We start from the raw sequence: 26594 nt of genomic DNA on the forward strand, positions 1-26594 counted from the left end.
AAGTGCGTACACGCAAATGAAAAGCCCCGGCGCGGTACATTCCAGTCCGGTGTGGCGGAAATGGGGCTCTCGCAGGAGGCGTAGACGGCAAGGCGAGCGGCGAAGCCTCTCTATAAGGGTGTATCGGCGTAGTGCCGGCTGTCTTAAATATGGTATAGGTCCGGCATCGACATGAAATGCCGGATGGTGCCGGTCTCCGCCGCGCGCCTTCGGAAGAGCCGCATCGCTTAACAGCCTGTGCGAAAAGCACGGTTTGCGCAAAAATGCCGCATGGGCTTGAATGGACAGATGTTGCGGCGCTCATCAAACTGTGGTTTGAAGCGCTTCAGTATCGCAGGGATTCTGCGTTTCGGTTTGATCCTGATCAAGCGCCCAGGGAGACATATTGTGAAAAACAAGGCTTATGCAGTTCTGGCATCGATTGCCTGTCTGCTTTTTGCTACGAACGCCTTTGCCGACAAGCCGGTCGCTTGGCAGACCAATTTTCAGACGGCAGCAACCGGAATCATGGAAGAAATTACATGGTTCGAGCACTATACGCTCTGGTTCATCATCCCGATCACGCTGTTCGTCCTGGCCCTTCTGATCTGGATCGTCATCCGGTTCCGCGAAAAGGCCAACCCGGTCCCTTCCAAGACCAGCCATAACACGATGATCGAGATCGCCTGGACGCTCGGTCCGGTCATCATCCTGCTCTTCCTGGCCATCCCGTCCTTCCAGCTCTTGACCGCGCAGCTGACGCCGCCGGCAAATCCGGACCTGACGCTGAAGGCAACCGGCAACCAGTGGTACTGGTCCTATGAGTATGAAGTCGGCGAGAGCCCGCTCACCTTCGACAGTCTGCTGATGAAGGAAGAAGATCGCGCGTCGCTCGGCAAGGAAGACAAGGCGGCATATCCGCGTCTGCTCGCCGTCGACAACGAAGTCGTCGTGCCCGTCGGCAAGACCGTTCGCGTTCTCGTGACCGCCGCCGACGTCATTCACGCCTTCGCCATGCCGGCGTTTGGCGTCAAGATCGATGCCGTTCCCGGCCGCCTCAACGAAACCTGGTTCAAGGCGGACCGCGAAGGTCTCTACTACGGCCAGTGTTCCGAGCTCTGCGGCAAGGATCATGCCTATATGCCGATCGCCATCCGCGTGGTCAGCGAAGACAAGTACAACACTTGGCTTGCTGCCGCCGCCACCAATATCGGTGAGGCGAACAAGGCACTCATGGCTTCCATCGACGGCGCGGAAAAGACCGTAGACGTCGCTGCAAACGCCGCACAGTAATTCGAAGGGGAGCTCGACCCATGGCCGGAACAACCGCGCAACACGACCACCTTCATGACCATGCCCCCAACGCCCATCAGGGACACGGGCACGACCATGATCACGACCACGCCCATAAGCCGCTGAGCTTCTTCCAGCGCTGGTTCCTCTCGACCAACCACAAGGACATCGGCACGCTCTACCTGATCTTCGCGATCATCGCCGGCATCGTCGGCGGCACGCTGTCGGTCTTCATGCGCGCCGAGCTGCAAGAGCCGGGCATTCAGATCTTCCACGGTCTGGCTTCCATGGTCTACGGCTTCGAGGGCGATGCTGCCATCGACGGCGGCAAGCACATGTTCAACGTGTTCACGACCGCGCACGCGCTCATCATGATCTTCTTCATGGTCATGCCGGCGCTGATCGGCGGTTTTGCCAACTGGATGGTGCCGATCATGATCGGCGCGCCGGACATGGCCTTCCCGCGCATGAACAACATCTCCTTCTGGCTCATCGTTCCGGCCTTCCTGCTCGTGCTTCTGTCGATGTTCGTCGAAGGCCCGGCGGGTGCCTATGGTTCGGGCGGTGGCTGGACCATCTATCCGCCTTATTCGACATCGGGCCAGCCCGGGCCGGCCATGGATATGGTGATCCTCGGGCTGCACATTGCCGGCGCGTCGTCGATCCTCGGTGCGATCAACTTCATCACCACCATCCTCAACATGCGCGCTCCGGGCATGACGCTGCACAAGATGCCGCTGTTTGCCTGGTCGGTGCTGATCACCGCCTTCCTGCTCCTGCTCTCGCTGCCGGTTCTGGCAGGTGGCATCACCATGCTTCTGACCGACCGCAACTTCGGCACGGCCTTCTTCGCGCCAGAAGGTGGCGGCGACCCGATCCTGTTCCAGCATCTGTTCTGGTTCTTCGGTCACCCGGAAGTGTACATCCTGATCCTGCCCGGCTTCGGCATCGTCAGCCACATCGTTTCGACCTTCTCGCGCAAGCCGATCTTCGGCTACCTCGGCATGGCCTATGCCATGGTCGCCATCGGCGCCGTCGGCTTCATCGTCTGGGCGCACCACATGTACACGGTCGGCATGTCGCTCGACACGCAGCGTTACTTCGTCTTCGCGACGATGGTCATCGCTGTTCCGACCGGCGTGAAGATCTTCTCGTGGATCGCGACGATGTGGGGCGGCTCGATCCGCTTCACCACGCCGATGGTCTGGGCGATCGGCTTCATCTTCCTGTTCACCGTCGGTGGCGTCACGGGCGTTCAGCTCGCCAATGCCGGCCTCGACCGTTCGCTGCACGACACCTACTACGTGGTTGCCCACTTCCACTACGTTCTGTCCCTCGGCGCCGTGTTCGCGATCTTCGCCGCCTGGTACTACTGGTTCCCGAAGATGACCGGTTACATGTATTCGGAATTCCTCGGCAAGCTGCACTTCTGGGTGATGTTCGTCGGCGTGAACCTGGTGTTCTTCCCGCAGCACTTTCTCGGCCTTGCTGGCATGCCGCGCCGCTACATCGACTATCCGGATGCCTATGCCGGCTGGAACATGGTATCGTCCTACGGCTCCTACATCTCGGCCGTCGGCGTGCTGATCTTCCTCTTCGGCGTCTTCGAAGCCTTCGCCAAGAAGCGCGTCGCCGGCGACAATCCGTGGGGCGAGGGTGCCAACACGCTGGAATGGCAGCTGACGTCGCCGCCGCCGTTCCACCAGTGGGAACAGCTGCCGCGCATCAAGTAAGCGCCGCGTTCAATCCGAAGCCGCCGGTACCGGCGGCTTCGTTCCACGCCGGGGAGAACCGGCAAGACGGCGCGGGATACGCGGCGGACGAATTCAAGGACAGGACATGAGGGTCATCGACAATCACGAAGCAATCGGCACGGAAGGCGGCGCCCGTCTTTCCGAAGCCAGTGCGCGCGATTTCTTTGAGCTCCTGAAGCCGCGCGTCATGTCGCTGGTGGTATTCACCGCGCTTGCCGGCATGGTGCTGGCGCCGGGCCACATTCATCCCTTCATCGGCTTCATCGCGATCCTCTGTATCGCCGTGGGCGCCGGAGCCTCCGGTGCCCTCAACATGTGGTACGACGCCGATATCGATGCGGTGATGACCCGCACGGCCAAGCGGCCGATCCCGGCGGGCAAGATCCTTCCGCACGAGGCGCTCGCCTTCGGCCTGACGCTGTCGGCCTTCTCCGTCTGCATTCTCGGCATCGTCGTCAACTGGCTGTCGGCCGGGCTGCTCGCCTTCACGATTTTCTTCTATGTCGTCATCTACACGATGTGGCTGAAGCGCTCGACGCCGCAGAACATCGTCATCGGCGGTGCCGCCGGCGCCTTCCCGCCGATGATCGGCTGGGCTTGCGTGACGAATGGAATTTCGATCGAAAGCATTGTGCTCTTTCTGATCACCTTCCTGTGGACTCCCGCGCATTTCTGGGCGCTGGCGCTGTTCAAGATGCGCGACTATGGCGCGGTCGGCGTGCCGATGATGCCGAATGTCTGCGGCGAGGCGACGACCAAGAACCAGATCGTCATCTATGCGGTGCTGACTGCCGTGATCGGCGTCGTGCCGACCGCACTCGGTTTCGCGAGCACCGTTTACGGCATTTTTGCTGCCTGTCTCGGCCTCGGTTTCATCTGGTACTCGATCGGCGTTCACGGCATGCCGGAGGGCGACGAGAAGATGATCCCGGCCAAGAAACTCTTTGCCTTCTCGATCCTTTATCTCTTCGCGATCTTCTCCGCGTTGATGGTCGATCATTTGATTACCACGCTGTGGCTCACTGCCGGAAAGGTTGCCTGATGGAACTCGTGACGCTGACGGACGCCCAGAAGAAATCGCGCCGCGGCCGCAACATCGCGCTCGGCTTCGTGCTCTTTGGTCTCGTTGCGGTCTTCTATGTCGTGACGCTGATCAAGTTCAGCAACGGCATGGTCCAGTAGGATCAAAAGATCATGACAACGGCGAACAAGGCAGACCAGAAGAAGGACCGGGCAAACGGCGTCATCGTCGCGTCCTGCGTCGCCTTCGTGTTCGGCATGGTCGGCATGGCCTATGCCGCCGTTCCGCTCTACGACATGTTCTGCAAGGTGACCGGCTACAACGGCACGACGAAGCGCGTCGAGCAGGCTTCCGATGTCATCCTCGACAAGACCATCAAGGTGACGTTCGATGCCAACACGGCATCCGGCTTGCCCTGGGACTTCAAGCCGGTGCAGCGCGAGATCGAACTGAAGATCGGCGAGACGGTGCAGGTGGAGTTCGAGGCGACGAACCTGTCGAAGAAGCCGACGACTGGTCAGGCGGTGTTCAACGTCACGCCGATGGCAGCCGGTGCCTATTTCAACAAGGTGCAGTGCTTCTGCTTTACCGAGACGACGCTGCAAGCCGGTGAAAAGATGGAGATGCCGGTGGTGTTCTTCGTCGATCCGGAGATCGTCAATACGGTCGAAACCAAGGGCATCAATACGCTGACGCTTTCCTACACGTTCTACCCCCGCGAACCGTCGAAGCCGATTGCCGGTCTGACGGTGAAGCCGGCGGAGACTGACAACAAACTTTGACAGATCACCGTTTTCGGCTAAGCCGGAAGCGACGACACGAGAAAGACTTATCGGGGATTATCACATGGCCGGTGCGCATCAGAAAAACCACGACTACCACATCATCGACCCGAGCCCCTGGCCGCTTCTGGCTTCGATCGGCGCTTTCATCATGGCTTTCGGCGGCGTTGCCTACATGCGCTATCTGGCCGGTGGTTCGTTCAAGATGTTCGGCCTCGAGCTTGCCAACCCTTGGGTCTTCTTCATCGGTCTCGTCGTCGTGCTTTACACGATGTTCGGCTGGTGGTCGGACACCATCAAGGAAGCGCATGAGGGCCACCACACCCGCGTCGTGTCGCTGCACCTGCGCTACGGCATGATCATGTTCATCGCTTCGGAAGTGATGTTCTTCGTCGCCTGGTTCTGGGCTTTCTTCGATGCCAGCCTCTTTTCGGGCGAGGCCATCCAGGCAACGCGTGCCGCCTTTACCGGTGGCGTCTGGCCGCCCAAGGGCATCGAGGTTCTCGATCCCTGGCACCTGCCGCTCTACAACACCGTGATCCTGCTGCTCTCGGGCACCTGCGTGACCTGGGCGCACCATGCACTGTTGCACAACGACCGCAAGGGTCTTGTCAGCGGCCTGACGCTGACCGTGTTGCTCGGCATCCTGTTCTCGACCGTCCAAGCCTACGAATATGCCCACGCGCCGTTCGCCTTCAAGGATTCGATTTACGGCGCGACCTTCTTCATGGCGACCGGCTTCCACGGTTTCCACGTTCTGGTCGGCACGATCTTCCTGCTCGTCTGCCTGCTGCGCGCGGTCAAGGGCGATTTCACCCCGAAGCACCATTTCGGCTTCGAGGCTGCCGCCTGGTACTGGCACTTCGTCGACGTGGTCTGGCTCTTCCTGTTCTTCTCGATCTACGTCTGGGGCGGCTGGGGCGCACCGCTCGCCCACGGCTGATCGATCAGTAGAGTTACGTCTTCAGACGGCCGCAGAGATGCGGCCGTTTTCATTGCATGCAAAGTAAACCTCCACCTACGGTGGAGGACTGGACGAGTTCTACACGGTAGTTGAGAGACCTCCTGCTTGAACCATTGGCGTGGCCAAGACATTCGAGCATGGAGGTTATATGGATGACCAATCGCTCTCACATGCGACCTGGGACTGCAAATATCATGTGGTCTTTGGCAGCAAATACCGGACGAAAAGATTCTACGGGGACGTACGGCGTGAGTTGGGTGAACTCTTACGTCGGCTGGCGCTGCAAAAGGGCTGCCAGATCGAGCAGCGCCAATTGATGCCCGACCATGTGCACATGCTGATATCGATCCCGCCGAAATACTCGGTGGCGCATATTGTCGGCTTTCTGAAAGGCAAGACCGCTCTTTATGTTGCCAACAAATATGCCCGCAAGCGGCGATATAAGGGGTATCACTTTTGGGCACGCGGCTATTTCGTCTCGACGACGGGCTAGAATGAGCAGGTCGTCAGACAATACATCCGTAATCAGGAAAAGGCCGACAAAGCTTCCGACTTTGCCGACCACTTCAATCGTAGCTACTAAGCGCTAACAAAACCACTTCTCGTGGTTCACGCGCAGCGTTTCAAACCTCCACCTCTGGTGGAGGTCATGACTTTGTTGGGACCTTCGATTGGATTGACGAAATGTATCCCGTCGGATACAAAAGCCTATGCTCGTATCCAGCCAGAAGCGCGACATCGCCGCCGCCTTGAAGATGGCAAAAGATCTTCAGAAGGATAAATCATGACAACGATCTCAAGATTCGATGTCTCCGAGTTTCTGGACGATGACGAACTCGTCGCAGAATACCTCGCCGCCGCCATGGAAGACGAAAATCCGGATGTCTTCATCGCCGCGCTCGGAGATGTCGCCAAAGCGCGCGGCATGGCCGAGATCGCCAAGGCCTCAGGGCTTGGTCGCGAAAGCCTCTATAAGTCTCTTCGTGGAGGATCGAAGGCCCGCTTTGAGACGCTGCACAAGATCGTCAATACGCTCGGTTTGAAGATGACGATCGTCGCCGCCAATGAGCCCTCCGCTTGACGTACAAGCCTGAGGTCGCGGCGCGGCATCTTTGTCGCAGTTTTTGCGTTGGACGCCGCCTTTTGCGGGCGCTAGGTAGTTGGTGAGCCTCGTATGTCACTGTAGCCAGCTATCGGAAAGAGAACAGATGAACGAAGACAGCGCACATTTCCCGCCGGTCGATCCGGTCAAGGCCGGGATAAAGGGGCTTTGCCCGCGCTGCGGCCAGGGAAAGCTGTTCGACGGGTTCCTGAAGATGAAACCGGCCTGCGCCAGCTGTGGTCTCGACTACACGTTCGCCGATTCCGGCGACGGTCCGGTGGTGTTCGTCATCCTGATCGTCGGCTTCGTCGTCGTTGGCGCGGCTCTGTGGATGGAGGTCAACATCAATCCTCCGCTCTGGGTGCATTTCCTGCTCTGGATCCCGCTTGCCACCACCTTCAGCCTCGTGCTGATGCGCATGCTCAAGGGCATCCTGATTACCCTGCAATTCCGCAACAATGCGCGCCAAGGCGAGATCGATCGTGGCTGAGACTGCAAGCGGAAGAGACGGCGGCAGGCTGATCGGCCGCGCGGCGGGCGTTGTGCTCGTTCTGATCGCGCTCGCCATCCTTTTGTCGCTCGGCACATGGCAGATGCAGCGGCTCCATTGGAAAGAGGGTCTGCTGGCGGCAATCACTGAGCGCCGCGCAGCACCTCCGGTCGATCTGGCCGCGATCGAGGCGATGACCAAGGCCGGCGAGGACATCGACTACCGCACGGTACGGGTCAGCGGCACCTATCTCAACAATAAAGAACGGCACTTCTTCGCGACCTACGAGGGCCGGACTGGCTATTATGTCTATACGCCGCTTGAGCTCGCCGATGGCCGCGTCCTTCTCGTCAATCGCGGCTTCGTCTCCTTCGAGCGCAAGGAGCCGGAGATGCGCAAGCAGGGGCAATTGACCGGCGAACAGACCGTCACTGGTCTTGCTCGCGTCAAACTCACCGAGAAGCCGTCCTGGGTGGTGCCGGACAATGATATCGCCAAGAACATCTTTTACTGGAAGGATCTTGACGTCATGGCATCGAGCGCCGGTCTTGATCCGGCCCGCACTGTCCAGTTCTTCGTCGATGCAGACGCAACGCCCAATCCGGGCGGCATGCCGATCGGCGGCGTCACGCAATTCGATCTGCCGAACAACCATCTGCAATATGCCGTCACATGGTATGGCCTGGCCGCGGCGCTGGTCGCTGTCACCGGAGTGTTCATCCTCCGGCGGAAGAAATAATTCGGAGGCGTTGCCTTCAACGCATATAACGACTGCTGGGGGAGCTCATGACTATCATCGCCACGATCCTGATTGCCTTGACCGCCGTGATGCATATCGGCTTTCTCGTGCTCGAAATGTTTCTCTGGACCGGGCCGCAGGGACGTAAAGTGTTTCGCATGTCGGCAGAGCAGGCACAGGCGACGAAGGTGCTGGCGGCCAATCAGGGACTTTACAACGGGTTCCTGGCCGCTGGCCTTGTCTGGTCGCTCGTGGCTTCGCCGGCGGAATTTGCCTTTCAACTGAAACTGTTCTTCCTTGTGTGCGTGATCGTTGCCGCTATATATGGCGCGTGGTCGGTCAAGCCGCGCATCCTGCTGGTGCAGGGTGGCCCGGCGATCCTGGCACTTGTATTCACTATTCTGGCATCCTGATAAATGGCGTCTTCTCTCATCGCAAAGAAACCGATCACCATCCGCCTCTGCGGCCCGCGCGGCTTTTGCGCCGGTGTTGACCGGGCGATCCAGATCGTCGTTCTGGCGCTGAAGGAATATGGCGCGCCCGTCTATGTCCGCCACGAGATCGTTCACAACCGTTATGTCGTCGAGGGGCTTGAAGCCAAAGGCGCGATCTTCGTCGAGGAGCTCGACGAGATCCCCGAAGAACATCGCAAGCAGCCGGTGGTCTTTTCCGCTCATGGTGTGCCGAAGTCGGTGCCCGCCGATGCAGAGAGCCGCAATCTGTTCTATCTCGATGCGACGTGCCCGCTGGTCTCCAAAGTCCACAAACAGGCAATGCGCCACCAGCGCCTCGGCCGCCATGTCGTGCTGATCGGCCATGCCGGCCATCCGGAAGTCATCGGCACCATGGGGCAATTGCCGGAAGGCGCCGTATCGTTGATCGAGACGGTCGAGGATGCGGACAATTACGTGCCTCCGGATCCAGACAATCTCGGCTTCGTCACCCAGACGACGCTGTCGGTCGATGACACGGCCGGCGTCATCAAGCGGCTGCATGAGCGCTTTCCCAACCTGACGGCTCCCGCGGCCGATTCGATCTGCTATGCCACGACAAACCGCCAGGAAGCCGTGAAGCAGGCCGCGCCCGGCTGCGACCTTTTCCTCGTCGTCGGTGCGCCGAATTCCTCCAATTCCAAGCGGCTGGTCGAGGTTGCCCTCCGGGCCGGCGCGAAAAAATCCGTGCTTGTCCAGCGCGCGTCGGAAATCGACTGGGATGCGATCGGCGATATCTCTACGGTGGGCCTGTCGGCCGGCGCGTCGGCGCCGGAAGTCATCGTCAACGAGATCATCGAGGCTTTTCGCGAGCGTTACGATGCGTCGGTGGAGCTTGCCGATACGGTCGAGGAGACCGAGAACTTCCTCGTCAACCGCGAGCTTCGCCATGTGCCGCTGACGACCCAGGATATGGCGTTCGTGAATGGAGATTAGGCTATGAGGGCAGGTGGCATGGATCCTCGGGTCAGGCCCGAGGATGACGACCTTGGGTTTCCTGCCATTCTCAAGCCAGCCGTTACCGTTGCGATTGCTCCGTCGCTCCGTCATCCTCGGGCCTGACCCGAGGATCCATGCCCCGGCAAAACAATTTCAACACTCACAACCGCGAGAACAGGCCTTGGCAGTTTACACCGACATCACGGAAGACGATCTTGCCCGGTTTCTGGCAGCCTATGACGTTGGCCGGCTCACCTCCTACAAGGGCATTGCCGAGGGCGTGGAAAACACCAATTTCCTGCTGCACACGACCAAGGGTTCCTACATCCTGACGCTGTACGAAAAGCGGGTGGACCAGAACGACCTGCCGTTCTTCCTAGGACTGATGCATCATCTGGCCGACAAGGGGCTTTCCTGCCCGCTGCCGCTGCCGCGTGCCGACGGCAAATTGCTCGGCGAGCTTTCCGGCCGGCCGGCCGCTGTCATCTCGTTCCTCGAAGGCATGTGGCTGCGCAAGCCCGACGCCAATCATTGCCGCGAGGTCGGCAAGGCCTTAGCGGCAATGCATTTGGCGGGCGAAGGCTTCGAGATCCGCCGCCGCAACGCGTTGTCCGTCGACGGCTGGCGGCCGCTCTGGAACAATTCGCGCGAGCGCGCCGACGCGGTGCAGGCTGGCCTCAGGAACGAGATCGCCACTGAGCTCGATTTCCTCGAAGCCAATTGGCCGAAGGACCTGCCGGAAGGCGTTATCCACGCCGATCTCTTCCCGGACAACGTCTTCTTCCTCGGCAGCGAGCTCTCCGGCCTGATCGACTTCTATTTCGCCTGCAATGACTTCCTGGCCTATGACGCCTCCGTCTGCCTGAACGCCTGGTGCTTTGAAAAGGACGGCGCCTTCAACATGACCAAGGGCATGGCGCTACTGTCGGGCTATCAGAGCGTGCGGCCGCTGACTGCAGCCGAGATCGAGGCGCTGCCGCTTCTGGCACGCGGCTCGGCGCTGCGCTTTTTCCTGACGAGGCTCTACGACTGGCTGACGACGCCGCCCGGCGCGCTGGTGGTCAAGAAGGACCCGCTCGAATATCTGAAGAAGCTGCAGTTCCATCGGTCCGTCGCAACTGCCGCTGAATATGGCCTGACCCACGAGACCCAGCCCGCATGAAACATGTCGATATCTTCACCGACGGCGCCTGCTCCGGAAACCCTGGACCGGGCGGCTGGGGCGCGGTGCTGCGCTATGGCGAGGTGGAAAAGGATATCTGCGGCGGCGAGCCGGAGACCACCAACAACCGCATGGAGCTTTTGGCGGCGATCAGCGCGCTGACCCTCTTGAAGAGCCCGTGCGAAGTCGATCTCTATACCGACAGCAAATACGTCATGGACGGCATCGGCAAGTGGATCCACGGCTGGAAGCGGAACGGCTGGAAGACCGCCGACAAGAAACCAGTGAAGAACGGCGAGCTCTGGCAGGCGCTCGATGCCGCCAACCAGCGCCACAAGGTCACCTGGCACTGGGTCAAGGGCCATGCTGGCCACCCGGAAAACGAACGTGCCGACGAACTGGCCCGCAAGGGCATGGAACCGTTCAAGAAGAAGCGGTGAGGGAAAAGCGGAGGTTTTCACCGTCCATCGCCACGGGACCGAAGCGGGATGGGCTATTTTCCAATAGAACGCTCCTGCATCTCTTCGCCGATAAAACAATTGTAGGGTTGAGGGTATTCAACCTGTATCAGTCCCATTTGGCGCCTCAGGCGGCGGCTTACCTCCAGTCCTGAAATCTCGATAGTGAGCTTGCGCAGGATAGCTTCGGCAAATTGGGACATATTCGTTACTTTCAATAAAAATGCCCCATCTCCGCCGATGACGCATTCCTGATAATAGACATCGAGGTCCCGGATCGCTGCCGAATCCGGCGCGGTCGTAAACACAATTGGAAGACCGTCAACGACGATGCCCTGAGCGATGGTCGTATTTCTGGCGACCGGCGCTGGAACTCCGGCATTGTTGGGTCCATCGCCGGATACATCGATCACGCGTCGGCTCCCTCGAAATGGGCTGGTTTGAAAGAGCTTTCGTGCAAACGCAAGCGCGTTGGAGATCGACGTGAAGGAGATTCGCCTGATCGGCTGTTGGCGCAACATCTCGGAAAACTCTGCCGCGGTCCCCGAGCCGTCAATCAGGGTCCAGGGCACGACTTGGACAGCCGAGCCACCCCACTCGATATAGGTGACCGCAATCCTGCCGAGCGGTCCGCGCCGCAAGGCTCTGACGATCTCCGGCCTGCGAAACGCGTTCACATAACCTTCCCGTTGAATACGCTGCTCATCGATTTCCATTGAGTAAGAGACATCAACGGCGATAACCAGTTCCAGATCTACGGCAACAGAATATTGTTCGGCAGACGCACTTCCCCCTAGAAGACAAAAAGTAGCAAAAAGCGCCCATCGCGGTTTCATTGCGGCAATCCACTTGGCTACTGAAGAGAGCGATCTGGTGAGGCGTCCGCCACAATGAAACGTGGCCCAGCCAAGCACGGGCTCAACAGAATTGCCCCCGGCGATCAACGTCGCGCCGGCCGCAGGTCACCACCAAGCCGGCGGGCCGGTTAGCGGACCACCGGCCCGTTCGCTTTCCTCCAGGCGTCGATGCCGCCCTCGATGTGGCAGGCGCTCGTCAGGCCTGCATCCTGCGCGGCCTCGACCGCCATGGCCGAGCGCTCGCCGAAGGCGCAATAGAAGACGATCCGCTTGCCGGTGGCCGCCGCCAGCTCATGCAGCATGCCGCCCCTACCGATGTTTTCCTGCAGTTCCGGATAGGGCGCGTGCAGGGCACCCGGAATGGTGCCATGCTTTTCGCGTTCCGCCTTCTCGCGCAGGTCGACGATCGCGATGTCGGGGCGGCCGCTCAGTGCCAATGCCTCGGACGCCGAAACGGCCCAGCCCTTACGCGCGATCTCTTCCTGATGAAGGCCGACATGGATATTGGCCGGCACGGCCACATCCATCATCTTCGGGTTGGGCAGGTTCAGATTGTTCATGATGTCGACATATTCGTCGACGGATTGAACCCTGAGGCGCGGGTTGAACCGTTTCTCCTCGCCGATGGTCGAAACGGTATCGCCCTTGTAGTCATGGGCCGGAAAGACCAGCGTCTCGTCCGGCAATTTGAGCAGCTTGTTGAAGATCGAATCATATTGCTGGCGCGGGTCGCCATTCTGGAAATCGGTGCGCCCGGTGCCGCGGATGAGCAGCGTGTCGCCGGTGAACACCCGGCCGCCCATGAGGAAGGAATAGGAATCATCCGTATGGCCGGGCGTGTAGAGCACGTCGAGGCTCAGGCCCTCGATCGCAACCCGGTCGCCTTCCGTCACGCGCATAGAGACCACGTCGGCCAGCGTCTGCTCGCCCATCACCGTGATGCAGTGCGTGCGGTCACGCAATGCACCGAGCCCGGTGATGTGGTCGGCGTGCAGATGCGTATCGACGGCCTTGACGAGCTTCAGATCAAGCTCCCGCACCAGCTGCAGGTAGCGATCGACCTTTTCGAGAACTGGGTCGATGATCAGCGCCTCGCCGCCATGCCGGCTGGCGATGAGGTAGGTGTAGGTGCCGGACACGCTGTCGAAGAGCTGACGGAAGATCACCGGCCGCTCCTTTGCGCGTCTCTTGCGCTGGTCCGGTGCATCGCCCTTATCCCTGCGGCTGCGGCACGATCCGGATATAGGGTTTGGGCGCGCGCCAGCCTTGCGGGTATTGCTTCCTCGCATCATCGTCCGTCACCGAGCCGGCGATGATCACGTCTTCACCCTGCTTCCAGTTTACCGGCGTGGCGACCTTGTGCTTGGCGGTGAGTTGCAGCGAGTCGATCACGCGCAGCACCTCGTCGAAATTGCGGCCGGTGGTCATCGGATAGACGAGGATCAGTTTGATCTTTTTGTCCGGGCCGATGACAAAGACATTGCGTACGGTCTGGTTGTCGGCCGGAGTGCGCTGGGTCGGATCGCCCGATACCGCAGCCGGCAGCATGCCGTAGAGCTTCGACACGGTGTAGTCGGTGTCGGCAATCATCGGGAAGTTTGGTGCGGCGCCCTGGGTCTCCTCGATATCCTTCACCCAGCCGGAATGACGGTCCAGCGGATCGACCGACAGGCCGACGATTTTCACGCCGCGCTTGTCGAATTCGGGTTTGATCCGGGCCATGTAACCCAGTTCGGTGGTGCATACCGGCGTAAAATCCTTCGGGTGCGAGAAAAGCACAACCCAGGAATCGCCGATCCAATCATGAAACTGGATCTTACCTTCGGTGGTTTCGGCCGCGAAATCCGGCGCGAGATCATTGATTGCAAGTGTCACGATACTCCCCCTAATCTTGAAGCGATGCTCACCACAAGCACACACGGCGCACAGTTTGCGCCTTTTGATAAATTAGGAAAAGCGAAATATCGGTAAGGGTGCCTGACCTTTCCTTGCAACGTCGCGGTGCTTGAACAACTACCTTTCCAGGCTGCGTGAAGGCGTAGGAGGTTTAGTTAGCTCTTGCGCTAAGTGTTTAGGGGTGATACTTAGCCTTATGGAACAGTATTCGGATCGACTTGACGGCATTTTTCAAGCGCTGGCCGACCCAACCCGTCGCGCCGTGCTGGCGCGGCTGGGCAGGGGGCCGGCAAGCATCAGCGATCTCGCAAGGCCGTTCGAGATGGCTTTGCCCTCCTTCATGAAACACATCCATTATCTTGAGGGCAGCGGTTGGATCCGGACGCGCAAGGAAGGTCGCGTCAGGACCTGCGTCATCGAGAAGAAGCAGTTTGCCGCGGTCGAAGCGTGGCTCACCGAACAGCGCGGCCTCTGGGAAGGCCGCACCGACAGGCTTGAGCAGTTTGTCATCGCCGCTCAAAAGAAGGGAGAAACACAATGATCCGATCTTTCAATCCCGAGTTCGATCTGACGATTTCCCGTGTCATCAGGGCACCGCGTTCGCTCGTCTGGAGCGCCTGGACCGATCCTGCCAGCTTTGAACAATGGTGGATCCCGGCACCGGCCAGGTGCAAGGTCGTGGACATGGTCATGCGCCCGGGCGGCGCGTTCGTCACCCGCATCAGCGAGGACGGCGGCGACTTCGCGCCGCATCTGGACGCCTGCTTTCTCGACATCGCCGATGGCGAGCGGATCGTCTTTACCAACGCGCTGGTCGGGGGGTGGCGGCCTGCCGAACAGCCTTTCATGACGGCGATTATCACGCTGCAGAATCACCCGGACGGCACGGAATATACCGCCCATGTGATGCACAGGAACAATGCGGACCGGAACATGCACGCGGAAATGGGCTTCTACGACGGCTGGGGCACCGTTGTCGAGCAACTCGCCAAACTCGTCGAACACCGCGCGGGGTGAGGGTCGGCGTCGTCGGGCCGGCGGCGCTCGGGCATTATTTTGGGCGCCGCTCTGGCCGCGTCGTCAATAGGACATGACTTTTGCCAAAAGTCCCGGAAAGCGGGCTTCGAGATCGTCGAGACGGACCACGTTGATATTCTCGACACCCTTCTTGGTGGTCTGAATGACGCCTGATTCTCGCAGGACCCGGAAGTGCCCCGAAAGGGTCGAGCGTGCCATGTCGGGAAAGGGGGCGGCCGCTTCGCCGCAATTCCTGCCGTCCGCTGAACAGTAAAGCGTCTTTACGATCGCCAGCCGCGTCGGGTCTCCGAGCGCGGTCATGACGCCGGTTAGGGTTATGTCATTTCGCGACGGATGAAAGAACTGGCTCATGAACCGCAGATAACACATCGATTGACAGGCTTCAATATTTCGGTAATTTCGAAATACCGTAATACGGAAATAAGGAAGGAATGTGTATGACGAAGAGATTTGATAATCGGGTAGTGGTTGTAACGGGCGGCTCGACCGGCATCGGTCTGGCGACGGCGAGCGCCTTTCTTAAAGAAGGGGCAAGGCGCGTCTATGTCACCGGGCGCACGCGCAAGAGCCTCGATGCTGCGGTAGAGGTGCTCGGCGTGCGCGCCGTTCCGGTGGTCTCGGATGTCTCGAATATCGGCGATATTGAGAAGCTCAAGGCGGAAATCGAGGAGCGCGGTGACAATGTCGATGTGCTTTTCGCCAATGCCGGCATCGCGGAAAAGAACAGCTTCGGCGCAACGACCGAGGCCGAATTCGACAAGACCTTCGATATCAACGTCAAAGGCCTGTTTTTCACCGTGCAGACGCTTCTGCCGCTCGTTCCGGATGGCGGGTCCGTCGTGCTCAATGCCTCGATCGTTGCCAACAAGGGGATGGCGGAGCTTAGCCTCTACAATGCGTCGAAGGCGGCTGTGCGCTCTTTCGCCCGAACGCTTGCCAATGATCTCAAGGAGCGAAAAATCCGTGTCAACGCCGTCAGCCCCGGACTGACGCGCACGCCAATATTGGAAAACGGCTTGAAGATGGACGAGCAGCAGATCGCCGCCCTACACAGCCATGCCGAACAGGCCGTGCCGCTTGGCTACGTCGCTCAGCCGGAAGAGATCGCGACTACGGTAACTTTTCTTGCCTCGGCGGACGCCGGCTATGTCAACGGCATCGAACTGAGCGTCGATGGCGGTATGACCCAGGTATGAACTGAAAACGGCCGGCTCCGATGAAGGGGAGCCGGCCGTTTTGCCTCAGATCTGTTCCAGCATGGCCGCAGCAGCCGAAACGGTTGCCTGGCCGGGGCTCTCCTCGACGTTCAGCGTCTTCACGACGCCGTCCTCCACCAGCATCGAATAGCGCTTCGAGCGCACCCCGAGCGTGCCGGCGGAAAGGTCGATGTCCATGCCGAGCGCCTTGGTGAAGGCGGCGTTCCAGTCGGAGAGGAAGTGGATCTTGCCCATGCCGCCGGACGCAGTTGCCCAAGCGCCCATCACGTGCAGGTCGTTGACGGCAACGACGGCGATGTCGTCGATGCCGCGCGCAAGGATCGCGTCGCGGTTTTCCAGATAGCCGGGCAGGTGATTGAGCGAGCAGGTCGGCGTGAAGGCGCCGGGAACCGCAAACAGCACGACCTTCTTGCCGGCAAACAGCTGATCGGTGGTGATTTCGACCGGGCCATCGGCGGTCTTTTCCTTGAAGGTGGCGGCAGGCAGCTTGTCTCCGACAGAAATGGTCACGGTCTTACTCCTTGAGGCTTTTCGGAAAGGCGGAAGCGCAGTCGCTCCGTTGCGTCGGGCGCTCCGTTGGGTTGGGAAGGAATATAGATTTGCCTCAGTCAAAGGCAAGCGGGGTTTCCATGCTGCGCTCGCCGGACTTCGCAACGAGCAGGACCGATCCGCTCTTCAGCCCGCCGCCTTTTGCGGGAACCCGCACCGGCACTTCGGCGGTAAACTCGCCGTTCGCTACGGCGACGTTTTCGGGCGTGCCGAAGCTGTAGCCGGGCGGGCCGGCGAGGAAGAGTTCGGGTGGTGTTTCGGCCGACGCAGCCGGGGTCACCAGCGACAGACGAAGACGCTTGCCGGCGGTATCGAAGGACGCGGCCTTGACCTTGAACGTTTCGGACGGTTGCGCCGGCAAGGCGGCAACGGCATCTTCAATCCGGGCCTCATCGAGTGGATTTTCCGCAGCACCTTCCGGCAACGAAAGGCTGAGGTTGGCCTGGACAGGGATGCAGATGTCCTTGCAGATACCGAGAAAGACGGAGGCCTTGAGGGACAGGTCGCCGCTCGTCTCGCTCTTCAACAGGAGCGGAAAGGCCACGGATTTATCGTAACCGGTGTAGCGTCCGACACCGTCGCCAAAGCTCTTCGGTGCGGGAAAGCGCATTCCGGAAAAGGAGATGCCGTCCTTCGGGTCGATGCTCACCTGCGGCGGGATGCCGCTTGCTCCGGGATCCAGCCAATAGGTCTTCCAGCCGGGCTTCAGGCGGATGTCGAGAATGGCGGGGATCGTCCCGTCCGGCTGTTGTCCGCCGGCGACGATACGGATAGCGCCGCCCTCAGCCTGAACCCATTCGCTTTGCGCAGCATCGGCTGGGGGGACAGTAAAAAAATATCCGACAAGGCTTGCCAGCGCCGCCAAATGAGTCACATTCTCTAGGAGACGATGATGTTTCATGAGGATGAGGCTTATCGGTTTTGGGGCATGGTTTAAAGATGCCGGCTTTCACCTCCGGATCATTTTCTCTTGATGGAGGCGAAACCAGGAAACCCAAGAAAAGCCTCAAAAACCAAAAAAACGAGGGGTGGGAAACGCTTTTCATTTGACCCAGAAGGCTGATACCATGATGGCGACATTCCAGAAGAAACGCGAGCGCGGTTTGCTAGACGGTCAGTTCCTGATCGCCATGCCCGGCATGTTCGACAGCAATTTTGCCCGCACGGTCATCTTCATCTGCGCCCATTCCAGTGACGGTGCCATGGGTTTCGTGCTCAACCGTCCGCAGCAATTGACCTTTCCGGATGTGCTTCTTCACCTGCAGATCATCGATCAGGCAGAAGCGATCCGCTTGCCGACCATCACCCGCAACTTCCAGATCCAGACAGGTGGGCCCGTCGAAACCGGCCGCGGCTTCGTGCTGCATTCCGACGATTACCTGAGCGAATCCAGCATTCCGGTCAGCGATGACATCTGCCTGACGGCGACGCTCGATATCGTGCGAGCGATCTCGCGCGGCGAGGGGCCTTCCAAGGCGATGATGATGCTCGGCTATGCCGGCTGGGGTGCCGGCCAGCTGGAAAGCGAGATCGCCAGCAATGGCTGGCTGAATTGCCCGGCGAGCGAGGAACTGATCTTCGACCGCGATCTCGGCGACAAATATGACCGGGCGCTGGCGCTGATGGGCGTTTCTCCGGCCATGCTGTCCATGGATGCCGGTCACGCCTGACCGGCGGATTTTTCCGCCCTTGCGGCTTTTTGCCGGAACAATTTGACCTGCCTTCCGTTTTCTGAACGCAAGGACACGACGCTTGGTCCTGTCCTCAACCTTTCAAGGAGACTGATCATGGGCAGCACTTCCGACAAGATTTCCGGCGCAGCCAACCAGGCCGCAGGCAAGGCCAAACAGGCGGCCGGCAAGGCAACCGGCAGCAGAAAGCTGCAGGCGGAAGGCAAAGGCCAGGAAGCCAAGGGCAAGGTCCAGTCAGCGACTGGCAAGGCCAAGAGCGCGGTGAAGGGCGTCGTTGATCGCATGTAATCCCGTTTGCCGCCCCTCGCTCGTCAATGAGATGGCGGCGGCTTCAAGGTGCGCGGATCGACTGTCCTGACGGGTTCAACTGGACGGAAGATTTCAGCGCCGATGCCCGCTGTGCTTCGCGCCGGCGGGCATTCCTCTGCGGGAGTGGGTGTTTTATTTTTTTGAAATAGCGCATTCGATTTCTTCGACGCATGCTGACCATTGGGCGGACGTTCTTTCATGAAACTTTACGAATGCGGCAAGTGCGGAAACCCGGTCCATTTCGACAACCGTGTTTGCATCAACTGCGGCTCGCGCCTCGGCTTCCTGCCGGAGGCCATGGCGATCCAGGCCCTGACGCCGGCCGGCGGCGACTTGTGGCAGGTGCCGTCGCGCCAAGAGGCGGATGTCCGGTTCTGCGCCAATGCCGCGCACGATACATGCAATTGGCTGATCTCGACCAACGACGACCACGTCTATTGCCAGGCCTGCCGCTATAACCGCATCGTACCGGTCACCGACAATCCGGAGGGGCTCGCCCGCTGGCAGAAGATCGGCCAGGCACAGCGGCATCTGTTCTATTCCCTGCTGCGCTGGAATTTGCCGCGACCGGGACGTGACGTTGACCCGCAGGGCGGGCTTGTCTTCGATTTTCTCGCTGACGAGGTTGATGTCTACGGCAATCTGGTGCCGGCCATGACGGGGCACGAAGACGGCTTGATCAGCCTGCGCGCGGCGGAAGCCAATGATGCCACCCGCGAAAGCGTGCGCGTGTCGATGAACGAGCCTTACCGCACGCTGCTCGGCCATTTCCGCCACGAGATCGGTCACTTCTATTGGGCCCAGCTTGTCCGCGATGACCAGACCCTGAACGAGGCGCGGTCGCTGTTCGGCGACGAACGGGCGGACTATGCCGAGGCGCTTCGCCGCAACTACGAGCAGGGGCCCCCCGTCGACTGGCAGGCACGCTTCATCAGCGCCTATGCCAGCAGCCATCCGGCCGAGGATTTCGCCGAATGCTGGGCACATTTCCTCCATATCGTCGATACGCTGGAAACGGCGCATTCCTTCGGACTTTCGACCGAACCACGGCGCTACGAGCGCATGGCGGCGGAGGTCGATTTCGATCCCTATCGCGCCTCGGATGCGCAGACGCTGATCGACGCGTGGATCCCCTTGAGCGTCGCTCTGAACAGCATCCAGCGCAGCATGGGCCAACCCGACAGCTATCCCTTCGTGCTTTCGCCACCGGTGGTGCACAAGCTCGGTTTCATCAACCGGCTGATAAGGCGGGCAGGCTCCGCCTACGAGCGATAGGCAACGGGTCTGGCACGTAAGCATATTCTACTGCCTACTGCCTACTGCCTTGCTACGCCCGCTTCATCAATGGAAATCGCTCTTTCAACAGACGCAGGATCGATTCCGAGCCGATTGGCGGGCCGAAGAGAAAGCTCTGGCCGAAATCGCAACCCATCTGGGCCAGCTGGATGGCATCTTCCTCGGACTCGATGCCTTCTGCGACAACCTGCATGTCGAGTTCGCGCGCCATGGTGATGACGGAGCGGAGCAAGATGGTGCGCTTGTCGCTCGGATCCTTCACCAGCGCCTTGTCGATCTTGATCGTATCGAAGGGGAAGCGGGTCAGGTAGGCAAGCGAGGAGTGGCCGGTGCCGAAGTCGTCGAGCGCCAGTTTCAGGCCGGCATCCTTCAGCTTTTCAAGCACCAGCCGGGCCTGCTCGGGGTTTTCCATCACGAGGGATTCGGTGAGCTCCACCTTCACCTTCTTCGGATCACAATGGTTCTTGTTCAAAATCGCCCGGACATCGTCATGCAGGTCGTTGTTGAGCAACTGCGCGCTCGACAGGTTGACGGAGACGAAGATCGGCAGGTCGCCTGTCTGGAGTTGCCATTCCGTCAGGTCGCTGGTCGCCTTCTCGAAGGCGAACATGCCGAGTTGGTTGATGAGATCGGAGCCCTCGGCGATCGGGATGAACTCCGATGGCGAGATACTGCCGCGTTTCGGATGCTCCCAGCGCATCAGGGCCTCGAAGCCGGCGATCTCGGCATCCGCCAGGCGTACGATCGGCTGGTAGACGAGGCTCAGTTCCTTGCGCTCGATGGCGCGGCGAAGGTCGTTTTCCAGTTGCAGGCGATCAGTGCCCGAGGCACGGAAGGCAGGGCGGAAAGGCTCGACGCGATTGCCGCCCGCCTTTTTGGCCCGGAACATCGCAAGCTCCGCATCGTCGAGCAAGCCTGCGGCATTTTCCTGCTGGTCGACCCAGGAAACGAGGCCGATCGAGGCGGTGAGGCTGATTTCGCGGTTGCCGAAATTGAGCGGCACCATGATCGCCTTGGAAACCGCATCGGCGAAATCGGCGACCTTGGCGGGGTCGCGCTCCGACATCAGGATCAGGCCGAACTCGTCGCCGCCGAGGCGGGCCAGCGTGTCCTGCGGCTTCAGGAGTCGGCGCAGGCGGCGGGTCAGCGCGATCAGAATGTTGTCGCCGGCGGCGATGCCGAGCACGTCGTTGACCTGCTTGTAGCGGTCGATATCGATCGCCAACACGGTCGGCCGGACAACACTTGAACCCGGCGCCAGCGACAGGATGGATTGCAGCCGGTCGAGGAAGATCTGCCGGTTCGGCAATCCCGTCAGATTGTCGTGAAGCGCGTTGTGCAGCAGGCGGTCGACAGAGTTCTTCTGCTCGGTGATATCGACGATGGTGCCGACGCAGCGGATGATTTCGCCATTGGCCCCCAGCACCGGCCGGGCGCGGATCGATAGCCAGTGGTAATGACCGTCCTCGGCGCGGACGCGGAATTCGTGGTTGAGCCGCCCCTTGCGATGCTCCAGCAGGACGTCGAGTGTTGCGCGGAACCGATCGCGGTCGTCGGGGTGCAGACGTGGCAGCCAGTTGCGGGCGGGGCCGTGCATGGTGCCGGGCGAAAGGCCGAGTTGCGCCGAGATGTCGGGAATGGTGACGACGCGGTCGCGCGCCACGTCCCAGTCCCAGACGGTGTCGCCCGAGCCGGTCAGTGCCAATGATTGGCGTTCGAGATCGGAGAAAAGACCCTGGCTGTAGGCCCCGCCGGCGAAGGCGTGCTGCATGACCGTGAAGCCGATCAGGAGCACGATCAGCACGAGACCGCCGCCGAGCGCAGGCTGGACAATGTCATTGGCAAGCTGGCCGGTGACCGTCAGCCAGGCGCCGAACAGCCAGACGAGGATCAGGAGCCAGGCCGGCACGAGCAGGATTGCCCGGTCGTAGCGGTTGAAGCCGAGATAGGCGATCAGGAAGATGCCGCAGGTCCCCGTCAGCGCGAAGGAGAGCCGCGCGATACCCGATGCGATCGCCGGGTCATAGATGGCGACGCCGAACAGCAGCCCAAGGCCAAGAATCCAGGCGAGCGTCGCATAGCTCAGATGCTGGTGCCAGCGGTTGAGGTTGAGATAGGTGAACAGGAAGATCACGAGTCCGGCGGCGAGGAACACTTCCGTCCCCGCCCGCCATACGCGTTCATCCCCTGCGGTAATGCTGATCAGCTTCGACAGGAAACCGAAATCGACGCAGATGTAGCCGAGCACGGCCCAGGCAAGCGCGGCCGTCGCGGGCAGCATCGAGGTTCCCTTGACCACGAAGAGAATGGTCAGGAACACCGCGAGCAGGCCGGCAATGCCGAGCACGATGCCGCGATAGAGGGTAAAGGCGTTGACCGTGTCCTTGTAGGCGTCCGGTTGCCAGAGATAGATTTGTGGCAGGTCGGGTCCCGCCAGTTCGGCAACGAAGGTGATGACGGAGCCCGGGTTGAGCGTGATGCGAAACACGTCCGCTTCATCGCTCGGCAGCCGGTCGAGCGCAAAGCCTTCGCTCGGGGTGATCGACAGAAGGCGCTGCGAGCCGAGGTCCGGCCAGAACAGTTTGGAATTCACCAGACGGAAGTGCGGGGCAACGATGACGCGCTCCAGCTGCTCTTCCGAAACATTGGCGAGTGCGAAAACGGCCCAGTCGCCCTGGTGGTTTTCGGCGCTCGATCGCACCTCGATGCGCCGGACGATGCCGTCCGTGCCGGGGGCGGTCGAGACCTGGAAGGCTTCGCCGCGGCCGGTATAGATTTCCGTCGTCGCCGTCAGGTCAAGTGCGGTGTCCTCGCGCGAAATCTTGACGGGTTCCGTGGCAAATGCCGCACCGCTCCCCATCAGGCAGACCACGGCCATCATGGCGACCAGAAGCGCCAGGAGCCTTCGTGCTGAGGGGTGAAGCGGCAGGCAGTTCAAAGACATCAATCACTCAAATTCTTAGTTGGCACGCTGTCCTGCGAGAGAAGGGAGAACATGAGGTGATCCCGCCATTGCCCGTTGATTTTCAAGTATTCCCGCAAGTAGCCTTCGCGCTGAAACCCGGCCTTTTCAAGGAGCCGGATGCTTCTGTGGTTCTCGGGAATACAGGCTGCTTCGATGCGGTGCAACTGAAGGGTCGAAAAGATGTAGGGAATGGCCAGTTTGACGGCCTGCGCCATGTGGCCCTTGCCGGCATAACATTCACCCATCCAATAGCCGATCATGCAGCACTGGGCAGCACCCCGCCGGATGTAGCCGATGGTCAGCCCGCCGATCAGTTGGTCCTCGGCGCGCAGGAAAATGAAGAGCGGCACCGCCTGGCCGGACGCAAATTCCTGCTCGTTGCGGATGACGCGGGTGCGAAAGGCGCTCTCGGTCATTTCGTCGGCGCGCCAGGTCGGCTCCCACGGCTCGAGAAAGGCGCGGCTTTCGCTGCGCACCCGGTACCATTGCCGGTAGTCGGATATCTTCGGCAAGCGCAGCAAATGCGTGGCATTGGCAATCTCGACCGGATCCGGCTGCCGTGACAGAAACCGAAAGACCGATCGTGTCATATAAGCCTCCGCAGGGCGTGGGTGTTGCCGTGATGCGAGAGTGCCGGGCGCTCGAAGAACGCCCGGAGGTCGCCCTTCTAAATAAGAATTACCCGTTGGCGGCGCGAGCTTGAACGGTCTTGTTGGAAAGCGCACCGAGAATATCGTCCATCGGCGCCAGCTTTTCGACCGGTCCGATCGCTGAAAGCGTCGGCGTCGTGTCGAAGAACAATCGCCCGGCAAGATCCGTCAGGCGCTCGATGGTAATGCCGGACAGGCGCTCCATCAGTTCCTCATTCGGGATCGGCCGGCCGTAGAGCATCATCTGGCGGGCGATCTGGCCGGCGCGGGCGGCCGGGCTTTCCTGGCCCATCAGAAGCTGGGCGCGAATCTGCGCGCGCGCCCGGTCGATTTCCTGCTGCTCGATCTTCGTCGACGACTTGCGCAGTTCATCGATGATGACGGGCATCAGCTCCGGCAGGTTCTCGCCGCCGGTGGCCGCGTGAACGCCGAAGATGCCGGTGTCGGAAAAGCCCCAGTGGAAGGCATAGACCGAATAGCAGAGGCCGCGATGCTCGCGCACTTCCTGGAAGAGGCGGGAAGACATGCCGCCGCCGAGGATATTGGCCAGAATCTGCGAACAGTAGAAATCGCGGGCGTGATAGGCCTTGCCCTCGAAACCGAGCAGGACCTGTGCGTCCATCAGGTCGCGGTCCTCGCGCACGTCGCCGCCGGTGTAGCGGGCGGTATCGGCAATGGGCGGCGCGGCCGGTTTTTGCGGCAGGCTCGCGAAACGGTCTTCAACCTGTCGCACAAAGCTATCATGATCAAGCGCACCGGCCCCGACGACGAACATGCGGTCGGTGGTGTAGTTGCGGCCGAGATAGGTGCGGATTTGCTCAGGCGTGAAGGAAAGGACCGTTTCCGGCGTGCCGAGGATCGGGCGCCCGATCGTCTGGTTGGCAAAGGCGGCTTCGGCGAATTTATCGAAGACGACATCGTCGGGGGTGTCGTTGGCGGCGCCGATTTCCTGCAGGATGACGTGTTTTTCGCGCTGCAGTTCCTCTTCCTCAAAGGAGGATTCGGTCAAGATGTCCGCGAGGATATCGACGGCGAGCGGAACATCGTCCTGCAGAATGCGGGCGTAATAGGACGTGGTTTCCGTTGAGGTCGCGGCGTTGACTTCGCCGCCGACATTTTCGATCTGCTCGGCAATTTCGCGGGCGGTTCGCCGCGCTGTGCCCTTGAACGCCATATGTTCCAGCAGATGGGCAATTCCGTGCTCGTCCGTGGTTTCATCGCGTGAACCGGATTTGATCCAGACACCGAGCGCGACGCTTTCAAGATGCGGCATGTTCTCGGTGACGACGGTCAACCCGGACTGGAGCCGGGTGCACTCAACTTTCATCATACGTCTTTCTGCGTCCTTAGCTCAGGATGCGGGCGTGCTCGCTGATAAAGTTTTCAACGATTTTCAGCTCCGGCTCCAGAATATCGAAACGCTCCTCCCTGACCATCAGATCAGCAAGCCACGTTGGAAGCGCCGGGTCAATACCACTGGCGGATTTTACTGCGGCCGGGAATTTTGCCGGATGGGCGGTTGAAAGCGTCACCATCGGCGTATTCGGCTTTTCATGCTTGCCGGCGACGAAAACGCCGATCGCCGTATGCGGATCGAGAAGATAGCCGGTTGCCTCCAGCGTCGAGCGGATGGTCTCAGCGACTTGCCTCTCGCTCGCGCGGCCGGCTCGGAAGACCTTGCGGATGTTCTTCAGCGCCTTTTCCTCGATCTCGAAGGCGCCGGACTGCTTCAGGCTCGCCATGGCGCCGCGCACCTTGGAGGCGTCGCGATCATAGGCTTCGAACAGCAGCCGCTCGAAGTTCGAGGAGATCTGGATGTCCATCGACGGCGAGGTGGTCGCCTTGACGTCGCGCATCTCGTAGCGGCCGGTCTTCAGTGTGCGGGCGAGGATATCGTTCTCATTGGTGGCGACGATCAGCTTGTCGATCGGCAGCCCCATCTGCATGGCGACGTAGCCGGCAAAGATATCGCCGAAATTGCCGGTCGGCACGGTAAAGGAGATTTTCCGGTCCGGCCCGCCCAGCACAAGCGCGGTGGTGAAGTAGTAGACGATCTGGGCCATGATACGCGCCCAATTGATCGAGTTGACACCGGACAGCGCCACGCGGTCGCGGAAGGCGACGTCGTTGAACATGGCTTTGACGAGGTTCTGGCAGTCGTCGAAATTGCCCTTGACCGCCAGTGCATGGACGTTGCTGGCGGTCGAGGTCGTCATCTGGTGCTGCTGCACCGGCGAGACCTTGCCATGCGGAAACAGAATGAAGATGTCGGTGCGGTCGCGTCCGGCAAAGGCATCGATCGCGGCACCGCCGGTATCGCCCGAGGTGGCGCCGACGATCGTTGCGCGCTGGTTGCGCTCCGCCAGCACATAGTCCATCAGCCGCCCGAGCAGTTGCATGGCGACGTCCTTGAAGGCAAGGGTCGAGCCGTGGAATAGCTCCATGATAAAGGCGTTCGGTCCGGTCTGGACGAGCGGCGCGATCGCCGGATGGCGGAAGGTGGCATAGGCCTCGTCGATCATCGCGCGAAACGTGTCGTCTGGAATTTCACCGTCGACGAAGGGCGACAGAACGGCGAAGGCTATCTCCTGATAGGATTTGCCGCGCAGTGCGCGGATCTGCTTCTTGGAAAAACTCGGCCATTCCTTCGGCACGTAGAGGCCGCCGTCGCGGGCAAGACCCGCCAGAAGCGCATCGCAAAAACTGAGCGAAGGGGCTTCGCCCCGCGTCGAGACATACTTCACCGTGACCATCCTTGTCGTCTGTGCTGCCGCGGAGGATGCGGCGGGAATTTGATCGGCACCCTATTCGAACCGGATGGAACCCGCGGTTCTTTTTGCGTCAGGCCTTGGCAAAGCTGACGGAAATATCGAATTGCAGCTCCGCCGTCGGTCGTTCCAGCCGCGTCCCGTTGCGTTTTAACGGGTGCTGAAAAATTGACCTTTGGCTCCG

Annotated in this window: 29 protein-coding genes and 1 pseudogene; 20 read left to right on the forward strand and 10 right to left on the reverse strand. The window is 60.4% G+C overall.

The window, feature by feature from the left end:
• Nucleotides 1–387: 387 nt before the first annotated feature.
• The 14 genes and pseudogenes from coxB (at nt 388) to rnhA (ending at nt 11156) form a co-directional block, all read left to right on the forward strand.
• Nucleotides 388–1272: a cytochrome c oxidase subunit II gene (coxB, locus tag WI754_RS10295; protein WP_349437617.1), complete on the forward strand. Its 885-nt coding sequence runs from the start codon at nt 388–390 to the stop codon at nt 1270–1272.
• A gap of 20 nt (nt 1273–1292) precedes the next feature.
• The gene (gene ctaD / locus WI754_RS10300; RefSeq protein ID WP_349437618.1) at nt 1293–3005 is read left to right on the forward strand and encodes a cytochrome c oxidase subunit I; all 1713 of its coding nucleotides are present in this window, start codon (nt 1293–1295) and stop codon (nt 3003–3005) included.
• 106 nt (nt 3006–3111) lie between these two features.
• On the forward strand, nt 3112–4068 hold the full coding sequence (locus tag WI754_RS10305) for a heme o synthase (protein ID WP_349437619.1): 957 nt from the start codon (nt 3112–3114) through the stop codon (nt 4066–4068).
• Nucleotides 4068–4208: a hypothetical protein gene (locus WI754_RS10310; protein ID WP_349437620.1), complete on the forward strand. Its 141-nt coding sequence runs from the start codon at nt 4068–4070 to the stop codon at nt 4206–4208. The genes WI754_RS10305 and WI754_RS10310 overlap by 1 nt, the downstream gene beginning before the upstream one ends.
• A 12-nt stretch (nt 4209–4220) precedes the next feature.
• Entirely contained in the window at nt 4221–4829 is a 609-nt protein-coding gene (locus tag WI754_RS10315) for a cytochrome c oxidase assembly protein (protein WP_349437621.1), read from the forward strand.
• 64 nt (nt 4830–4893) lie between these two features.
• A complete protein-coding gene (locus WI754_RS10320; protein WP_349437622.1) occupies nt 4894–5772 on the forward strand; it encodes a cytochrome c oxidase subunit 3 in 879 nt (292 codons plus the stop codon).
• Between the two features lie 169 nt (nt 5773–5941).
• A pseudogene (gene tnpA / locus WI754_RS10325) lies at nt 5942–6283 on the forward strand (IS200/IS605 family transposase); the annotation flags it as partial.
• Between the two features lie 294 nt (nt 6284–6577).
• Nucleotides 6578–6874, forward strand: coding sequence for an addiction module antidote protein (locus tag WI754_RS10330; protein WP_349437623.1), 297 nt, complete (start codon nt 6578–6580; stop codon nt 6872–6874).
• A 127-nt stretch (nt 6875–7001) separates the two neighbouring features.
• Nucleotides 7002–7385, forward strand: coding sequence for a DUF983 domain-containing protein (locus tag WI754_RS10335; RefSeq protein WP_349437625.1), 384 nt, complete (start codon nt 7002–7004; stop codon nt 7383–7385).
• Nucleotides 7354–8124 (forward strand): SURF1 family protein, encoded by a 771-nt coding sequence (locus tag WI754_RS10340; RefSeq protein WP_349437626.1) that lies wholly within the window; start codon nt 7354–7356, stop codon nt 8122–8124. Before WI754_RS10335 ends, WI754_RS10340 begins: the two co-directional genes overlap by 32 nt.
• A gap of 47 nt (nt 8125–8171) precedes the next feature.
• Nucleotides 8172–8537 carry a DUF1304 domain-containing protein gene (locus WI754_RS10345; protein WP_349437627.1) on the forward strand — a complete coding sequence of 122 codons (366 nt, stop codon included), beginning with the start codon at nt 8172–8174 and terminating at the stop codon, nt 8535–8537.
• A gap of 3 nt (nt 8538–8540) precedes the next feature.
• Entirely contained in the window at nt 8541–9551 is a 1011-nt protein-coding gene (gene ispH / locus WI754_RS10350) for a 4-hydroxy-3-methylbut-2-enyl diphosphate reductase (protein WP_349437629.1), read from the forward strand.
• A 184-nt stretch (nt 9552–9735) separates the two neighbouring features.
• Nucleotides 9736–10716 carry a homoserine kinase gene (locus WI754_RS10355; RefSeq protein WP_349437630.1) on the forward strand — a complete coding sequence of 327 codons (981 nt, stop codon included), beginning with the start codon at nt 9736–9738 and terminating at the stop codon, nt 10714–10716.
• Entirely contained in the window at nt 10713–11156 is a 444-nt protein-coding gene (gene rnhA, locus WI754_RS10360; protein WP_349437631.1) for a ribonuclease HI, read from the forward strand. The genes WI754_RS10355 and rnhA overlap by 4 nt, the downstream gene beginning before the upstream one ends.
• Before the next feature lie 53 nt (nt 11157–11209).
• On the opposite strand, the gene WI754_RS10365 is transcribed toward rnhA, so the two are convergent.
• The 3 genes from WI754_RS10365 to WI754_RS10375 form a co-directional block, all read right to left on the reverse strand.
• Nucleotides 11210–12010 (reverse strand): DUF1194 domain-containing protein, encoded by an 801-nt coding sequence (locus WI754_RS10365; RefSeq protein ID WP_349437632.1) that lies wholly within the window; start codon nt 12008–12010, stop codon nt 11210–11212.
• A gap of 149 nt (nt 12011–12159) precedes the next feature.
• On the reverse strand, nt 12160–13197 hold the full coding sequence (locus WI754_RS10370; protein WP_349437633.1) for an MBL fold metallo-hydrolase: 1038 nt from the start codon (nt 13195–13197) through the stop codon (nt 12160–12162).
• Between the two features lie 46 nt (nt 13198–13243).
• Nucleotides 13244–13906: a peroxiredoxin gene (locus WI754_RS10375; RefSeq protein ID WP_349437634.1), complete on the reverse strand. Its 663-nt coding sequence runs from the start codon at nt 13904–13906 to the stop codon at nt 13244–13246.
• A 217-nt stretch (nt 13907–14123) separates the two neighbouring features.
• On the opposite strand from WI754_RS10375, the gene WI754_RS10380 reads away from it, so the two are divergent.
• Nucleotides 14124–14468, forward strand: a complete 345-nt coding sequence (locus WI754_RS10380; protein WP_349437789.1) for a metalloregulator ArsR/SmtB family transcription factor — start codon at nt 14124–14126, stop codon at nt 14466–14468.
• On the forward strand, nt 14465–14944 hold the full coding sequence (locus tag WI754_RS10385) for an SRPBCC family protein (protein WP_349437635.1): 480 nt from the start codon (nt 14465–14467) through the stop codon (nt 14942–14944). The genes WI754_RS10380 and WI754_RS10385 overlap by 4 nt, the downstream gene beginning before the upstream one ends.
• Nucleotides 14945–15007: 63 nt before the next feature.
• Here WI754_RS10385 and WI754_RS10390 read toward each other — a convergent pair whose 3' ends face one another.
• On the reverse strand, nt 15008–15316 hold the full coding sequence (locus WI754_RS10390) for a helix-turn-helix domain-containing protein (protein ID WP_349437636.1): 309 nt from the start codon (nt 15314–15316) through the stop codon (nt 15008–15010).
• An 86-nt stretch (nt 15317–15402) separates the two neighbouring features.
• On the opposite strand from WI754_RS10390, the gene WI754_RS10395 reads away from it, so the two are divergent.
• Complete coding sequence (locus WI754_RS10395) at nt 15403–16161, forward strand: SDR family oxidoreductase (RefSeq protein ID WP_349437637.1); 759 nt, start codon at nt 15403–15405, stop codon at nt 16159–16161.
• A 45-nt stretch (nt 16162–16206) separates the two neighbouring features.
• Here the strand turns inward: WI754_RS10395 and WI754_RS10400 are convergent, their stop codons facing one another.
• Both WI754_RS10400 and WI754_RS10405 read right to left on the reverse strand, forming a co-directional pair.
• Nucleotides 16207–16692, reverse strand: a complete 486-nt coding sequence (locus WI754_RS10400) for a peroxiredoxin (protein WP_037124501.1) — start codon at nt 16690–16692, stop codon at nt 16207–16209.
• A 94-nt stretch (nt 16693–16786) separates the two neighbouring features.
• Complete coding sequence (locus tag WI754_RS10405; protein WP_349437638.1) at nt 16787–17605, reverse strand: protein-disulfide reductase DsbD domain-containing protein; 819 nt, start codon at nt 17603–17605, stop codon at nt 16787–16789.
• A gap of 196 nt (nt 17606–17801) precedes the next feature.
• Between WI754_RS10405 and WI754_RS10410 the strand changes: the two genes are divergently transcribed.
• From WI754_RS10410 to WI754_RS10420, 3 genes are all read left to right on the forward strand, one after another.
• Entirely contained in the window at nt 17802–18401 is a 600-nt protein-coding gene (locus WI754_RS10410; protein ID WP_026204120.1) for a YqgE/AlgH family protein, read from the forward strand.
• A gap of 117 nt (nt 18402–18518) precedes the next feature.
• The gene (locus tag WI754_RS10415; protein WP_349437639.1) at nt 18519–18710 is read left to right on the forward strand and encodes a CsbD family protein; all 192 of its coding nucleotides are present in this window, start codon (nt 18519–18521) and stop codon (nt 18708–18710) included.
• A gap of 219 nt (nt 18711–18929) precedes the next feature.
• Complete coding sequence (locus tag WI754_RS10420) at nt 18930–20006, forward strand: putative zinc-binding peptidase (protein ID WP_349437640.1); 1077 nt, start codon at nt 18930–18932, stop codon at nt 20004–20006.
• Nucleotides 20007–20058: 52 nt separating this feature from the next.
• Here the strand turns inward: WI754_RS10420 and WI754_RS10425 are convergent, their stop codons facing one another.
• The 4 genes from WI754_RS10425 to thrC form a co-directional block, all read right to left on the reverse strand.
• Nucleotides 20059–22971: an EAL domain-containing protein gene (locus WI754_RS10425; protein ID WP_349437641.1), complete on the reverse strand. Its 2913-nt coding sequence runs from the start codon at nt 22969–22971 to the stop codon at nt 20059–20061.
• Nucleotides 22971–23582: a GNAT family protein gene (locus tag WI754_RS10430; protein WP_349437642.1), complete on the reverse strand. Its 612-nt coding sequence runs from the start codon at nt 23580–23582 to the stop codon at nt 22971–22973. Before WI754_RS10430 ends, WI754_RS10425 begins: the two co-directional genes overlap by 1 nt.
• 88 nt (nt 23583–23670) lie before the next feature.
• Nucleotides 23671–24972, reverse strand: a complete 1302-nt coding sequence (locus WI754_RS10435) for a pitrilysin family protein (protein WP_349437643.1) — start codon at nt 24970–24972, stop codon at nt 23671–23673.
• A gap of 16 nt (nt 24973–24988) precedes the next feature.
• On the reverse strand, nt 24989–26395 hold the full coding sequence (gene thrC, locus WI754_RS10440) for a threonine synthase (protein WP_349437644.1): 1407 nt from the start codon (nt 26393–26395) through the stop codon (nt 24989–24991).
• Nucleotides 26396–26594: the final 199 nt, after the last annotated feature.

The organism is Pararhizobium sp. A13, from assembly GCF_040126305.1.
Classification (GTDB): Bacteria; Pseudomonadota; Alphaproteobacteria; order Rhizobiales; family Rhizobiaceae; genus Pararhizobium.

Bases quoted from the DNA above. Each gene is read 5' to 3' on its own strand.
- ctaD (WP_349437618.1), top strand. From the start codon at position 1,293: ATGGCCGGAACAACCGCGCAACACGACCACCTTCATGACCATGCCCCC.
- WI754_RS10305 (WP_349437619.1), top strand. From the start codon at position 3,112: ATGAGGGTCATCGACAATCACGAAGCAATCGGCACGGAAGGCGGCGCC.
- WI754_RS10310 (WP_349437620.1), top strand. From the start codon at position 4,068: ATGGAACTCGTGACGCTGACGGACGCCCAGAAGAAATCGCGCCGCGGC.
- WI754_RS10315 (WP_349437621.1), top strand. From the start codon at position 4,221: ATGACAACGGCGAACAAGGCAGACCAGAAGAAGGACCGGGCAAACGGC.
- WI754_RS10320 (WP_349437622.1), top strand. From the start codon at position 4,894: ATGGCCGGTGCGCATCAGAAAAACCACGACTACCACATCATCGACCCG.
- WI754_RS10330 (WP_349437623.1), top strand. From the start codon at position 6,578: ATGACAACGATCTCAAGATTCGATGTCTCCGAGTTTCTGGACGATGAC.
- WI754_RS10335 (WP_349437625.1), top strand. From the start codon at position 7,002: ATGAACGAAGACAGCGCACATTTCCCGCCGGTCGATCCGGTCAAGGCC.
- WI754_RS10340 (WP_349437626.1), top strand. From the start codon at position 7,354: ATGCGCGCCAAGGCGAGATCGATCGTGGCTGAGACTGCAAGCGGAAGA.
- WI754_RS10345 (WP_349437627.1), top strand. From the start codon at position 8,172: ATGACTATCATCGCCACGATCCTGATTGCCTTGACCGCCGTGATGCAT.
- ispH (WP_349437629.1), top strand. From the start codon at position 8,541: ATGGCGTCTTCTCTCATCGCAAAGAAACCGATCACCATCCGCCTCTGC.
- rnhA (WP_349437631.1), top strand. From the start codon at position 10,713: ATGAAACATGTCGATATCTTCACCGACGGCGCCTGCTCCGGAAACCCT.
- WI754_RS10365 (WP_349437632.1), bottom strand. From the start codon at position 12,010: ATGAAACCGCGATGGGCGCTTTTTGCTACTTTTTGTCTTCTAGGGGGA.
- WI754_RS10380 (WP_349437789.1), top strand. From the start codon at position 14,124: ATGGAACAGTATTCGGATCGACTTGACGGCATTTTTCAAGCGCTGGCC.
- WI754_RS10385 (WP_349437635.1), top strand. From the start codon at position 14,465: ATGATCCGATCTTTCAATCCCGAGTTCGATCTGACGATTTCCCGTGTC.
- WI754_RS10390 (WP_349437636.1), bottom strand. From the start codon at position 15,316: ATGAGCCAGTTCTTTCATCCGTCGCGAAATGACATAACCCTAACCGGC.
- WI754_RS10395 (WP_349437637.1), top strand. From the start codon at position 15,403: ATGACGAAGAGATTTGATAATCGGGTAGTGGTTGTAACGGGCGGCTCG.
- WI754_RS10410 (WP_026204120.1), top strand. From the start codon at position 17,802: ATGGCGACATTCCAGAAGAAACGCGAGCGCGGTTTGCTAGACGGTCAG.
- WI754_RS10415 (WP_349437639.1), top strand. From the start codon at position 18,519: ATGGGCAGCACTTCCGACAAGATTTCCGGCGCAGCCAACCAGGCCGCA.
- WI754_RS10420 (WP_349437640.1), top strand. From the start codon at position 18,930: ATGAAACTTTACGAATGCGGCAAGTGCGGAAACCCGGTCCATTTCGAC.
- WI754_RS10425 (WP_349437641.1), bottom strand. From the start codon at position 22,971: ATGTCTTTGAACTGCCTGCCGCTTCACCCCTCAGCACGAAGGCTCCTG.
- WI754_RS10430 (WP_349437642.1), bottom strand. From the start codon at position 23,582: ATGACACGATCGGTCTTTCGGTTTCTGTCACGGCAGCCGGATCCGGTC.
- WI754_RS10435 (WP_349437643.1), bottom strand. From the start codon at position 24,972: ATGATGAAAGTTGAGTGCACCCGGCTCCAGTCCGGGTTGACCGTCGTC.
- thrC (WP_349437644.1), bottom strand. From the start codon at position 26,395: ATGGTCACGGTGAAGTATGTCTCGACGCGGGGCGAAGCCCCTTCGCTC.